Origin of the sequence: Streptomyces sp. NPDC051909 (genome assembly GCF_040681095.1) — a bacterium.
Classification (GTDB): Bacteria; Actinomycetota; Actinomycetes; order Streptomycetales; family Streptomycetaceae; genus Streptomyces.
Genome location: NZ_JBFAYA010000006.1, coordinates 183,320 through 195,929 on the forward strand (window position 1 = coordinate 183,320; position 12,610 = coordinate 195,929).

Consider the following 12,610-nt stretch of genomic DNA (forward strand, 5'->3'; position numbering starts at 1 on the left):
CATATTCTGAAGGCACTGCGGATAGCGGCGCACTCCGTGGGAGCAATGACGCTCGTTCTCCCCGATGAGGTGAGGCCTCATGCTTCGTCGTTCCTCCTTCCTGCTGCCCGCCGGGGTGGCGATCGCCATCGTGGGCTTCCTCGCCCCGTCCGCCGAGGCCGGTAGCGCGCACTTCGTCGGCACGCCGACGGCCAGCGCGTCCGGTGACACCCTGACCGTGAAGGGCAAAGAGGCCGGCCTCGGCAACCTGACGCAGATCAACGTCCTGGTCACCGCCGACGCCCAGTGCGTCAACAAGGGCGGCAACGAGCCGTCGGCCGACAACAAGGACTCCTTCGGCTCCGACGTGGACGTGCCGGTCCAGAACGGGAAGGCCAACTTCACCGTCGTACTGACCGCCGACCTCCAGCCCGACTGCACCAAGTCCATGAAGCTGGTGTGGAGCAACGTCACGATCACCGACACCACCAACGACCTCACCGTGACGCTGCCCGGCACCTTCTAGTCCCCCATCCCCTCCCCGGTCCGAGGTCCTACGACCCCGGACCGGTCCGCGTCCGCCCTTGGGCCCGGGATTGTTGCCGCGGGATGAAATCCCACCTCAGCCGCGTTGGCCCTTCCGGTAGAGCAGGACGGACGGGAGGCGCCACGTGGCGGCGGTGGGGCAGAAGCAGACGGGGGAGCGGGGCCCGGGCTGGGCCCGCAGGCTCTGGGGATACGCCTGGCGGTACAAGGCGGACGTGGTGCTCGCGCTGGGCTCCTCGCTCGCCGGCATGGCCGTGCTCGCGCTCGTCCCGCTGATCACCAAGGTGATCATCGACGACGTCATCGGGGACAAGACCGGGTCCCTCGGCCTGTGGACCGGGCTGCTGCTCGCCTCCGCCGTCCTCGTCTACGTCCTCACCTACATCCGCCGCTATTACGGCGGCCGGCTCGCCCTCGACGTCCAGCACGACCTGCGCACCGAGATGTACGGGACGATCACCCGGCTCGACGGGAAGCGGCAGGACGAGCTGTCCACCGGACAGGTCGTCGGGCGTGCCACCAGCGACCTCCAGTTGATCCAGGGCCTGCTCTTCATGCTCCCGATGACCATCGGGAACGTGCTCCTGTTCCTCATCTCGCTCGGCGTGATGGCCGCCCTGTCCCTCCCGCTCACCGCCGTCGCCCTCGCCGTCGCCCCCGCCCTGTGGTGGATCGCCCGCCGCAGCCGCACCCGGCTGCACCCCGCCACCTGGTACGCGCAGCAGCAGGCCGCCGCCGTCGCCGGCGTGGTCGACGGCGCCGTGACCGGCGTCCGCGTCGTGAAGGGCTTCGGGCAGGAGGAGCAGGAGACCGGCAAGATCCGCGAGGCCGGCCGGAAGCTGTTCGCGGGCCGGCTGCGCACTATCCGGCTCAACGCGAGGTACACCCCGGCGCTGCAGGCCGTGCCCGCGCTCGGCCAGGTCGCCGTGCTCGCGCTCGGCGGCTGGCTGGCGTACAAGGGGCAGATCACCCTCGGCACCTTCGTCGCCTTCTCCTCCTACCTCGCCTCCCTCGTCGGCCCGGTCCGCATGCTCGCCATGGTCCTCACCGTCGGCCAGCAGGCCCGGGCCGGCGTCGAGCGGGTCCTGGAGCTGATCGACACCGAGCCGACGATGCGGGACGGCACCAAGGAGCTGCCGGCGGACGCGCCCGCGACCGTCGAGTTCGACGACGTCTCGTTCGCGTACGAGAGCGCCGGCGGCAAGGCGAGCCCGGTCCTGGAGGGCTTCTCGCTGGAGATCAGGCCCGGCGAGACGGTCGCCGTCGTCGGCGCCTCCGGCTCCGGCAAGTCCACCGTGTCGCTGCTCCTGCCCCGCTTCTACGACGTGACGCACGGCGCCGTCCTCGTCGGCGGCCACGACGTGCGCGAGCTGACCCTCGACTCGCTGCGCGCCGCCGTCGGCATGGTCCCCGAGGACAGCTTCCTGTTCTCCGACACGGTCCGCGCCAACATCGCGTACGGCGTCCCCGACGCCACCCAGGAGCAGATCGAGGCCGCCGCCCGGGCCGCGCAGGCCGACCGGTTCATCGCCGAGCTCCCGGACGGGTACGACACCAAGGTCGGCGAGCAGGGTCTGACGCTGTCCGGCGGCCAGCGGCAGCGCGTCGCACTGGCCCGCGCCATCCTCACCGATCCCCGGCTGCTCGTCCTCGACGACGCCACCTCGGCCGTCGACGCCAAGGTGGAGCACGAGATCCACGAGGCCCTGAAGTCGGTGATGGCGGGCCGCACCACCCTGCTCATCGCACACCGCCGCTCCACCCTCGGTCTCGCCGACCGGATCGCCGTCCTCGACGGCGGCCGGCTCGCCGCCATCGGCACCCACGAGGAGCTCGAAGAGCACTCCGCGCTCTACCGCAGGCTGCTCACCGACCCCGACGAGCTGGGGGCCGTGTCGCCGGGGCACGTCCTGCCGGCCGAGCCGCCCGAGGACCGCACCCTGCGGGCCGAGCTGGACGCCGAGTTCGACGCCGAGCGCGGCATCACCCCCACCCTGTGGGTACGGGACGAGAGCGCCGAGGAGCGCGAGGTGAGGGGCGCCGGGGCCACCCCGGAGCTGCTCGCCGCCGTCGACGCGCTGCCGCCCGCCACCGACACCCCGGAGGTCGACGAGGGCCGCGCGGTCGCCCCCGAGGCCTCGTACGGCCTGCGCCGCCTGCTGCGCGGATTCGGCCTGCCGCTGCTCGTCAGCCTCGGCCTGGTCGCGGTCGACGCGGGCGCCGGACTGCTGCTCCCGGTCCTCATCCGGCACGGCATCGACGAGGGCGTCAACCGGCTCGCCATCGGCGCCGTCTGGGCCGCGTCCGCGCTCGCGCTGCTCACCGTGCTCGTCCAGTGGGTCGCGCAGACCGCCGAGACCCGGATGACCGGCCGCACCGGCGAGCGGATCCTCTACGCGCTCCGCCTGAAGATCTTCGCCCAGCTCCAGCGCCTCGGCCTGGACTACTACGAGCGCGAGCTCACCGGCCGGATCATGACCCGGATGACCACGGACGTCGACGCCCTGTCGACCTTCCTGCAGACCGGCCTGGTCACCGCCTTCGTCTCCGTCGTCACGTTCTTCGGCATCATGGGCGCCCTGCTGGTGCTCGACCTCCAGCTCGCCCTGGTGGTCTTCTCGACCCTCCCGGTCCTCGCCGTCGCCACCTTCTTCTTCCGCCGCGCCAGCGTGAAGGCCTACGAGCTGGCCCGCGAGCGGATCAGCGTGGTCAACGCCGACCTCCAGGAGTCCGTCGCCGGACTGCGGATCGTGCAGGCCTTCCGGCGCGAGCGGTCCGGCGCCGAGCGGTTCACGGCCCGCAGCCGTGAGTACCGCGCGGCCCGTATCCACGGCCAGTGGCTGATCTCGGTCTACTTCCCCTTCGTCACCCTGCTGTCCTCGGTGGCCGCCGCGGCCGTGCTGATCGTCGGCGCCCACCGCATCGAGGACCAGACCCTCACCACCGGCGCCCTGGTCGCCTACCTCCTCTACATCGACCTGTTCTTCGCCCCCGTCCAGCAGCTCTCCCAGGTCTTCGACGGCTACCAGCAGGCCACCGTCTCCCTCGGGCGGATGCAGGAGCTCCTCCAGGAGCCCACCTCCACCGCCGCCGCGGACGCCCCGCTCGACGTGCTCTCGCTGCGCGGCGAGATCGCCTTCGAGGACGTGTCCTTCGGATACGGCTCCGCGGGGGACGGCGAAGACGCCCTGACCGGCATCGACCTGCGCATCCCGGCCGGGCAGACCGTCGCCTTCGTCGGCGAGACCGGCGCCGGCAAGTCCACCCTGGTCAAGCTGGTCGCCCGGTTCTACGACCCGACGGCCGGCCGGGTCACCGCCGACGGCACCGACCTGCGCGAGCTCGACCTCACCGCGTACCGGCACCGCCTCGGCGTCGTCCCGCAGGAGGCGTACCTCTTCGAGGGCACCGTGCGCGACGCCATCGCGTACGGACGCCCGGACGCCGGCGACGCCGAGGTGGAGGCCGCGGCCCGCGCGGTCGGCGCCCACGACATGATCGCCACCCTCGACGGCGGCTACCTCCACGCGGTCGCCGAGCGCGGCCGGAACCTGTCGGCGGGCCAGCGCCAGCTGATCGCCCTGGCCCGCGCCGAGCTCGTCGACCCGGACGTGCTGCTCCTCGACGAGGCCACCGCCGCCCTCGACCTGGCCACCGAGGCCCAGGTCAACGCGGCCACCGACCGCCTCGCCGGCCGCCGCACGACCCTGGTCGTCGCCCACCGTCTCACCACCGCGGCCCGCGCCGACCGGGTCGTCGTCATGGACCACGGCCGCGTCGCCGAGGACGGCACCCACGACGAACTGCTCGCGCTGGACGGCCGGTACGCGGCCCTGTGGCGCACCTTCATCGGGGAGGACACCGAACAGGAACCGGCCCCGGCCGAGGCGATCTGAGTGCGGGAGATCTGAGTACGGGAGCGCATACCGGGAGCCGGGCGGGCTCGGGTTGAATCGGCGTCATGAGCGACAACCTCCTCCCGCCCCTCCCGGGCCCCCGGCCCGCCCCCACCCCGGCGCGTCGGCTGCGCACCCGCGCCCTGTGGGCCGGGCTGCTCCTGGCGCCCGCGACCGTCCTGGTCGTGGTGCTCGCGCTGGCCTCGGAGAGCGGCACGGGCTGCGTGATGAAGGGCGCCTGCGGGGAGGTCCCCGGCTGGGCGTACCTGGCCACCCTCGCCGTGGTGGTGACCGCCTGGATCCGGGCCCTGGGCACGCCGGACACCCCGCACACCCCCGACTCCGGCCGCACGGCCGCGTTCTGGATCATGCTCGGCGCCGAGGCGGTCTTCCTCGCCCTCGTCGTGGGTTACTTCTCGGGTTAGGGCCTGTCCGGCGGATCAGGGTCGGACAGGCCCGGGCCCACGGCTCGTCGTCGGGTTCGCAACCGAACCGGGTCCGGCCGCGTCGTAAACGTGTACGAGTGAGGTGGGGGAACCCAGGGGAGGGGCAGGCATGCGCGCGGGGGCGGTACGGAAGGCGGGGCGAGGCCTCTCGGCGTATCTGCTCGTCCTGGTCACGGCCGTCGGCCTGCTGGTGCTCGCCGGGCCGCCGGCCGGGAGTGCCGAGGCGGCGTCCGTCTGCGCCGGGCGGCCCACCCGCACCATCGGGTTCGCCACCGGGGAGCTGCGGCTCTACCGCACCCGGCAGTACGCCTGCGCGGTCGCCGTCGCCAAGCGGCCCGGGCCGCTGCGGCCGATGTCGCTCTCGGTGCAGCCGCGCGGCGGGCGGGCGGCCGTGGACTCCGGCCGGTTCGGGCGGCAGGCCGGGCCGGTCACGGTGCACGCCCTGAACCGCTGTGTCCGGGTGTCCGCCACCATCGACGGCCGCGGCACGACCACCGGGTGGATCCTGTGCTGAGGCATAGGTAAGGCTCAACTGGGTCTGGCGGTCCGCATGTTGCCCCCGCTAGGTTCGCGACACCGTTGTGAACCAAGGGGAGGGTGCATGCGCAAGTCGCTCAGATGGCTGTTGTCGCTCTCGGTGCTCATAGGCACCGTGGGCTCCACCGGCGTGGCCACCGCCGCGGAACCGGACACGGACAGCAGGGCCGTCGCCGAGGCGCAGAGCGCGGACATCAAGGACCGCATCCTGGCGATACCCGGGATGAGCCTGATCGAGGAGAAGCCGTACGCCGGCTACCGCTTCTTCGTCCTGAACTACGAGCAGCCGATCGACCACCGGCGCCCGTGGGCCGGCACGTTCCAGCAGCGGATCTCAGTCCTGCACAAGGACACGGACCGCCCGACCGTCTTCCGTACCAGCGGCTACGGACTGAGCACCACGCCCAGCCGCGCCGAGCCGACCCGGATCGTGGACGGCAACCAGGTCTCCATGGAGTACCGCTTCTTCACGCCGTCCCGGCCGCAGCCCGCCGACTGGTCCAAGCTCGACATCTGGCAGGCCGCCAGTGACCAGCACCGCATCTTCACCGCGCTGAAGAGGATCTACGGCAAGAACTGGCTGTCCACCGGCGCCTCCAAGGGCGGCATGACCGCCACCTACTACGAGCGCTTCTACCCGCGCGACATGGACGGCGTCGTGGCGTACGTGGCGCCCAACGACGTGGTGGAGAAGGAGGACTCGGCCTACGACCGCTTCTTCGAGACCGTCGGCACCAAGGACTGCCGCGACCGGCTGAACGCGATGCAGCGCGAGGCGCTGGTGCGCCGCGAGCCGCTGGAGAAGAAGCTCGCCGCCCAGGCCGCGGCCGACGGCTCCACGTTCCACACCCTCGGCACCCTCGACAAGGCCTACGAGGCCGTCGTCCTGGACTTCGTGTGGGGCTTCTGGCAGTACTACGGCCAGGACGTCTGCGACCAGATCCCGGACGCCGCCACCGCGAGCGACGACACCGTCTACGAGACGATCGACGCCTACTCCGGCTGGGCCGCGTACACCGACCAGAGCCTGGAGGGCTACACGCCGTACTACTACCAGGCGGCCACCGAGCTCGGTTCGCCCACCATCACCCAGCCCCACCTGGCCGGGCTGAGCCGCTACGGCTACCAGCCGGCCCGCAACTTCGTGCCGAGCGAGATCCCCATGAAGTTCAAGCCGTGGGTGATGCGGGACGTCGACACGTGGGTCCGGCACAACGCGAACCACATGCTCTTCGTCTACGGCGGCAACGACCCGTGGGGTTCGGAGCAGTTCCGCCTCGGCAAGGGCGCCCGCGACAGCTATGTGTACGTCGCGCCGGGCGCCAACCACGGCGCCAACGTGGCCGGTCTGGTCGAGGCCGAGAAGGCCGCCGCCACCGCCCGGATCCTCGCCTGGGCCGGGGTCGACGCCCCCGCCGTCCAGGCCGCGCGGCCGCTGGCCCGCTTCGACGCCCGGATCGACAGGCCGGTCGACGAGGACGCCACCCGGGAGCACGGCCTGCGCCCGTGAGCCGGTGAGCGCGTAGCCGGACCGAGCCCGCACCCCCTCACGACACGGGGTGCGGGCTCGGTCGCCGTCAGCGGTAGGAGAGTCCGTAGCCCACCGGGTACAGCACCTTCGCCGGGTCGGCCGCGTTCTGCACCGGGACCGGAAGCCGGCCCTGCGGCTCGGCCCGGCCGGCCAGGACCCGTACGGCGGCGCGCAGTTCGACGTCCGTCCAGGAGTAGGCGGCGAGCGTGGCCCGCTGGCCGGTGGTGCGCGCCACGTCGTACGGGTTGCGGATGGCGATCGTGACCACCGGCACCCCGGTCGCCACGAGCCGGGCGACCAGCGTGCGCTGGGTGCTGGTCGCCGTCAGGTTGTACGTGCCGACCACCACCAGGTCCTGTCCGGCCGCGGCGGCCACCGCCTCCTCGATCTTCGCGGAGGTCGGGGCCGTCCCGGTCGACAACGCCTTGGCCGTGAAGCCGAGTTCGGTCAGCGCGCCGGCCAGAATGGTGGTCGGCGGGCCGGTGGTGCCGGACGGCGAGGCCGGGTCGGCGCCCACCACCAGGACCCTGGGGTGGCTGAGCCGGCTGACCGGCAGGAAGCCGCCCTCGTTGACGAGCAGCGTCGTGGTCCGCTCGGCGATCCGGTCGGCGTGCGCCAGGTGGGCCGGGGTGCCGACCGTGCGGTCGACGTCGGCGTCGCTGACGTACGGGTCCTTGAACAGGCCCAGCCCGGCCTTGAGCCGCAGGATCCGCAGGATCGATTCGTCGAGCCGGTCCTCGGTCAGCTCGCCGTTCTTCACGGCGGCGAGCACCGCGTTCCAGGCGACGGACAGGCTCGGCGGGTTGAGCAGCTGGTCCACGCCCGCCTTCAGCGCGAGCACCGGCACGCGCTCGTCGCCGTACTTCGTCCGCACGCCCTCCATGCCGAGCGAGTCGGTGACCACCACGCCGTCGTAGCCGAGCTGTTCGCGCAGGATGCCGGTGAGGATCGGGCGGGACAGCGTCGCCGGGTCCTCGCTCGGGTCGAGCGCGGGCACCACGATGTGCGCGGTCATGATCGAGTCGATGCCGGCGGCGATCGCCGCGCGGAACGGCGGCGCGTCGAGTTCCGCCCACTGCGCGCGGGTGTGGGTGATGGTCGGCAGGCCGTAGTGGCTGTCGGTGGCCGTGTCGCCGTGCCCCGGGAAGTGCTTGGAGGTCGCCGCGACCCCGCCCTGCTGGTAGCCCCTGACCTGCGCGGCGACCATCGCGGCCACCGCCTCCGGGTCGGCGCCGAAGGAGCGCACGCCGATCACCGGGTTGGCCGGGTTGACGTTGACGTCGGCGACCGGCGCGTAGTTCTGCCGGATGCCGACGGCGGCCAGCTCGGCACCCGCGATCTGCGCGGCCTTGCGGGCGTCGGAGTGCGAACCGCCCGCGCCCAGCGCCATCGCGCCGGGCATCAGGGTGGCGGGCTCGCCGACCCGGCAGACGATGCCGTGCTCCTGGTCGGTGGAGATGAGGAGGGGGAGCGGGGTCGGCTGCGCGAGCCCGGCCCGCTGGATGCCGTTGGACAGGCCGGCGATCTGGTGCGGGTCGCGGGTGTTGTGCGCCCAGGCGAAGTAGATGATCCCGCCGACGTGATAGCGCTCGATCAGCTCGGCGGCCGTGCGGACGCCGATCTCCTTGAGATTCGCGTCGATGTCGGCCTGGTCGGGGGCGGTGGCGGAGTGGCCGTAGACCCGCATGACGAACAGCTGGCCGACCTTCTCCTCCAGGGACATCCGGGAGAGCAGGGCGCGCAGCTTGTCGTCGGAGATCCGCTGCTCGTCGGCGTGGGCGACCGGGGCGGTCACGCCGGTGACGGCGGCGGCCGCCGCGGCGGCGGTGACGGTGAGGACGGTGCGTCGGGAGGGGGACGGTGCGCGGTGGTGCACTGGTGCTCCTTCCTTGAAGGAAACTTCCAAGGTGCCACCGATAGCCGGAAAATAACTGTCAGGTCAAGGATCCGCGCAGAAAACGCCGCCCGTCACCCGGTCGCCGCGATCTCCGGCCACACCTCCTGCAGGGTCCGCACCGTCTCCGTGATCGCCGGCCGCCGGGCCGCCCCCGTCCGCCACAGCGCCCACAGCCGCCGCATCGGGATCGGGTCGAGCCGCAGGGCCACCACCTCCGGCGGCAGTACGCCGCGCCCGAGCCGCGGTACGAGCGCGATGCCGAGCCCGGCCGCGACCAGCGCCACCTGGGTGTGGTTCTCCTCGGCCTGATGGGCGATCAGCGGCTCGTAACCGGTCGCCCGCAGCGTCCGGATCAGCCAGTCGTGACAGACCGTGCCCGGCGGCTGGGTGATCCACCGCTCCTGGCTCAGCTCCTCACGCCGCACCCCGTCCCGGCCCGCCAGCGGGTGCTCGCGCGGCACCAGGATGTCGCACGGGTCGTCGCCGACGACCTCCTGCTCCACCCCCGGCGGCACGGGCAGCGATGCGATGTCCCAGTCGTGCGCCACCGCCAGGTCGAGCACGCCCCGGCCCACCAGGTCCACCGAGAGGTGCGGGTCCACCTCCGTCAGACGCGCGTCGAGCGCGGGATGGCGGCGGGCCAGATCGGCCAGGACCCGGGGCATCAGACCGCGAGCCGCGCTCGGGAAGCAGCCGATCCGCAGCCGCCCGGCGGGCAGCCCCCGCCGCTCCTCCAGGCGTACCTCCGCCTCCTCCACGAGCGCGAGCAACCGCTCGGCGGTGTCGGCCAGTTGGCGGGCGTCGTCGGTCAGCCGGACGCCCCGGCCGGCGCGTTCGAGCAGGGTGGTGCGGGTCTCCCGCTCCAGCTTGGCGATCTGTTGCGAGACCGCCGAGGGGGTGTAGCCGAGCGCGGTGGCCGCCGCGCCGACCGTGCCGTGCACGGCGACGGCGTGCAGCGCGCGCAGACGTCCCAGATCCAGCACGTTCCCGACCCCTTCCGTGGCGGTGCGCTCTGGAGCGGCTCGTTATGGAGCAGCTCGTTCTGCAACAGCTCATTCTGTAGCAGTGCTTCATCCAACCATGAAGGAATCCGTGCTGGTGCTACATGGTCATGGCGGGTGATCCTCGGGGCATGCGCCCCGCCCACATCGCCTTCGCCGCCCTGGTCGCCGCCGTCTGGGGAGTCAACTTCGTCGTCATCGAGATCGGCCTCGACCACTTCCCGCCCCTGCTCTTCTCCGCCCTCCGCTTCCTCGTCGCCGCCCTGCCGGCGGTCTTCCTCGTCGGCCGCCCGAAGGTCGCCTGGAAGTGGATCGTGGGTGTCGGACTCGCCCTCGGCGTCGCCAAGTTCGGACTGCTCTTCACCGGCATGAGCCTCGGCGCCCCGGCCGGTCTCTCCTCCCTGATCCTCCAGGTCCAGGCGGTCTTCACGGCCCTCTTCGCCTTCCTCGCGCTCGGCGAGCGCCCCGGCAGGACCAAGCTCGCCGGGATGGGCGTCGCGCTCGCCGGCATCGGCGTCGCCGCCGTCGACGAGGGCACCTCGGGACCCCTCACCGGCTTCGTCCTGGTGATCGCGGCCGCCGTCTGCTGGGGCGTCTCCAACGTCCTCACCCGCAAGGCCGCCCCGCCCGACCCGCTCAACTTCATGGTCTGGGTCAGCACCGTCCCCGTCCTGCCGCTGCTCGCCCTCTCCCTCCTCCTCGAAGGACCCGACCGCGACCTGGCCGCGCTGCGCGGCCTCGACTGGACCGGCGCCGGCGTGATCGTCTACGTCGCCTGGATCACCACGGTCTTCGGCTTCGGCGCCTGGGGCTGGCTGCTCCGCCGCCACCCGGCCTCCTCGGTGGCCCCCTTCTCCCTCCTCGTCCCCGTCTTCGGCATGTCCTCCGCCGCTCTGTTCCTCGGCGAGTCCGTCAGCCCGCTCCGCTGGTGCGCCGCCGCGCTGCTCGTCGGAGGCGTGGCGCTGACCTCCGTACAGCGCCGCAAGGCCGCGCCGGATGGATGTGCCGGGGAAGCCCGGCTACTGTGGCACGCCCCTGTGACCCGTCCGACGAAAGAGCGTGCATGACCTTCGAGAACATCGCCGTCGACAGCCCCGAACCCGCCCCCGGCACCGTCCTGTTGGCCGGCATCCCGGGCAGCGGCAAGAGCACCGTCGCGGCGGCCCTCGCGGCCCGGTTCGCGCGGGCCGCGCACATCGAGGTCGACCACCTCCAGGAGCTGATCGTCAGCGGCGGCCACTGGCCCACCCCGGACGGCGACGCCGAGGCCGACCGCCAGATCCTGCTGCGCGCCCGGCACGCCTGCCTGCTCGCCGACAGCTTCGTCGCGGCCGGCTTCCTGCCCGTCCTCGACGACGTCGTGGTCCGCCGCTCCCACCTCGACTTCTACCGTGCCCAGTCGAGGACGCCCCTGCACGTCGTCGTCCTGGCCCCCGGCCCGGACAAGGCCTGGGAGCGCAACAACGCCCGGCACAAGCGCCTGACGACCAACTGGGCCTTCCTCGACGAGGCCATGCGCGCCGAACTGTCCGGCCAGGGCGTCTGGATCGACAACGCGGAGCAGACGGTCGAGCAGACCGTCGACGCCGTCCTCGCCGCGACCGGACTGGACACCACCGCCCTGCGCACCCCCTGACGCCGGTCACCCCCCGGGCGGCGCCGTCGACCCCCGTACCACCAGCTCCGCCGGGATCGTCGCGGGCTCGCCCGCCGGCAACTGCTCCGCGCCGAGCGCGATCCGCCCGGCCCGCGCGCCCGCCTCGTGGAGCGGGAGCCGTACGGTCGTGAGCGCGGGCACCACGTCGACCGAGAAGGGCAGGTCGTCGAAGCCCGCCACCGAGACGTCGCCCGGGATGCTCAGGCCCCGGTCGCGCAGCGCCGCGCAGACGCCGAGCGCGACCGTGTCGTTGGCGGCGACGACCGCCGTCAGGTCCGGTGCGCGGGTGAGGAGTTCGGCGGTCACCTCGTACCCGGACGGGCGGTCGTAGCGGCCGTGCACGGTCGGGCCCTCCGCGACCCCGGCCGCCGCGAGTGCCGCCCGGTGGCCCTCCAGGCGGTGCCGGGTGGTGGTCCGGTTCTCCGGGCCCGCGACGTAACCGATCCGCCGGTGCCCGAGCGACAGCAGGTACTCGGTGAGCCGCCGCGCCCCGGTGCGGTTGTCGAAGGCGAGGGTGGCGGCGGCCGCCCCTTCGAGCGGCGGCCGCCCGCACAGCACCACCCGTGTGCCGGCCTCGGTGAGCCGGGCCAGTTTGGCGCCCACCGCCGCCAGGTGCTCCGGGTCCTCCAGGGAGCCGCCGGTGAGGATCACGGCGGCGGCGCGCTGCCGCTGGAGCAGGGTGAGATAGGTGAGTTCGCGCTCCGGGTCGCCGCCGGTGTTGCACACGACGGCCAGCTTCTCGCCGCCACCGCCACCGCCACCGCCGGCGGCGCCGGCCCGCCCCGCGCCCGGCGCGCCGATGGCGCCCTGCGCCGCCCCGGCCATGATCCCGAAGAAGGGGTCGGCGATGTCGTTGACGAGGATGCCGACCAGGTCGGAGGTGGCGGCGGCGAGCGAACTGGCCGGGCCGTTCGGGACGTAGTCGAGCTCGTCCACCGCGCGCATCACCCGCTCCCGGGTGGCGGCGGCGACCGGGTAGTTGCCGTTCAGGACGCGGGAGACGGTCGCGGGGGAGACCTGTGCGCGGGCTGCCACGTCCGCCAGGGTGACGGTCATCGCGTGCGTACCTCCAGGGCCCTTGTCGGCAGTGATGTCGGCAGGCTAGCGTCATGCCCGATAG

General features: G+C 72.9%; 10 protein-coding genes. 7 read left to right on the forward strand and 3 right to left on the reverse strand.

The window, feature by feature from the left end; all coding sequences use genetic code 11:
• Positions 1-79 precede the first annotated feature (79 nt).
• The 5 genes from AB0M18_RS12070 to AB0M18_RS12090 all read left to right on the forward strand — a co-directional run bounded on the left by AB0M18_RS12070 (position 80) and on the right by AB0M18_RS12090 (position 6,914).
• The gene (locus tag AB0M18_RS12070; protein WP_365756745.1) at positions 80-505 is read left to right on the forward strand and encodes a hypothetical protein; all 426 of its coding nucleotides are present in this window, start codon (positions 80-82) and stop codon (positions 503-505) included.
• A 145-nt stretch (positions 506-650) separates the two neighbouring features.
• Positions 651-4,421 carry an ABC transporter ATP-binding protein gene (locus tag AB0M18_RS12075; RefSeq protein ID WP_365756746.1) on the forward strand — a complete coding sequence of 1,257 codons (3,771 nt, stop codon included), beginning with the start codon at positions 651-653 and terminating at the stop codon, positions 4,419-4,421.
• 65 nt (positions 4,422-4,486) lie between these two features.
• Positions 4,487-4,846, forward strand: coding sequence for a hypothetical protein (locus tag AB0M18_RS12080; RefSeq protein ID WP_365756748.1), 360 nt, complete (start codon positions 4,487-4,489; stop codon positions 4,844-4,846).
• A gap of 130 nt (positions 4,847-4,976) precedes the next feature.
• Positions 4,977-5,381, forward strand: a complete 405-nt coding sequence (locus AB0M18_RS12085; protein WP_365756749.1) for a hypothetical protein — start codon at positions 4,977-4,979, stop codon at positions 5,379-5,381.
• 87 nt (positions 5,382-5,468) lie between these two features.
• The gene (locus AB0M18_RS12090) at positions 5,469-6,914 is read left to right on the forward strand and encodes an aminopeptidase (RefSeq protein WP_365756751.1); all 1,446 of its coding nucleotides are present in this window, start codon (positions 5,469-5,471) and stop codon (positions 6,912-6,914) included.
• Positions 6,915-6,981: 67 nt separating this feature from the next.
• Here AB0M18_RS12090 and AB0M18_RS12095 read toward each other — a convergent pair whose 3' ends face one another.
• The gene (locus AB0M18_RS12095) at positions 6,982-8,811 is read right to left on the reverse strand and encodes a glycoside hydrolase family 3 protein (protein ID WP_365756752.1); all 1,830 of its coding nucleotides are present in this window, start codon (positions 8,809-8,811) and stop codon (positions 6,982-6,984) included.
• Positions 8,812-8,903: 92 nt separating this feature from the next.
• The gene (locus tag AB0M18_RS12100) at positions 8,904-9,815 is read right to left on the reverse strand and encodes a LysR substrate-binding domain-containing protein (protein ID WP_365756753.1); all 912 of its coding nucleotides are present in this window, start codon (positions 9,813-9,815) and stop codon (positions 8,904-8,906) included.
• A gap of 149 nt (positions 9,816-9,964) precedes the next feature.
• Here AB0M18_RS12100 and AB0M18_RS12105 point away from each other — a divergent pair, with 149 nt between their 5' ends.
• Positions 9,965-10,900: an EamA family transporter gene (locus tag AB0M18_RS12105; RefSeq protein ID WP_365756754.1), complete on the forward strand. Its 936-nt coding sequence runs from the start codon at positions 9,965-9,967 to the stop codon at positions 10,898-10,900.
• Positions 10,897-11,469 (forward strand): AAA family ATPase, encoded by a 573-nt coding sequence (locus tag AB0M18_RS12110; RefSeq protein WP_365756755.1) that lies wholly within the window; start codon positions 10,897-10,899, stop codon positions 11,467-11,469. Before AB0M18_RS12105 ends, AB0M18_RS12110 begins: the two co-directional genes overlap by 4 nt.
• A gap of 6 nt (positions 11,470-11,475) precedes the next feature.
• On the opposite strand, the gene AB0M18_RS12115 is transcribed toward AB0M18_RS12110, so the two are convergent.
• Complete coding sequence (locus AB0M18_RS12115; protein ID WP_365756756.1) at positions 11,476-12,546, reverse strand: LacI family DNA-binding transcriptional regulator; 1,071 nt, start codon at positions 12,544-12,546, stop codon at positions 11,476-11,478.
• Positions 12,547-12,610 lie beyond the last annotated feature (64 nt).

What these genes read in the sequence shown, in the direction of transcription:
- AB0M18_RS12085 (WP_365756749.1), top strand. Translation starts at nt 4,977, where the DNA reads ATGCGCGCGGGGGCGGTACGGAAGGCGGGGCGAGGCCTCTCGGCGTAT.
- AB0M18_RS12115 (WP_365756756.1), bottom strand. Translation starts at nt 12,546, where the DNA reads ATGACCGTCACCCTGGCGGACGTGGCAGCCCGCGCACAGGTCTCCCCC.
- AB0M18_RS12105 (WP_365756754.1), top strand. Translation starts at nt 9,965, where the DNA reads ATGCGCCCCGCCCACATCGCCTTCGCCGCCCTGGTCGCCGCCGTCTGG.
- AB0M18_RS12090 (WP_365756751.1), top strand. Translation starts at nt 5,469, where the DNA reads ATGCGCAAGTCGCTCAGATGGCTGTTGTCGCTCTCGGTGCTCATAGGC.
- AB0M18_RS12070 (WP_365756745.1), top strand. Translation starts at nt 80, where the DNA reads ATGCTTCGTCGTTCCTCCTTCCTGCTGCCCGCCGGGGTGGCGATCGCC.
- AB0M18_RS12080 (WP_365756748.1), top strand. Translation starts at nt 4,487, where the DNA reads ATGAGCGACAACCTCCTCCCGCCCCTCCCGGGCCCCCGGCCCGCCCCC.
- AB0M18_RS12110 (WP_365756755.1), top strand. Translation starts at nt 10,897, where the DNA reads ATGACCTTCGAGAACATCGCCGTCGACAGCCCCGAACCCGCCCCCGGC.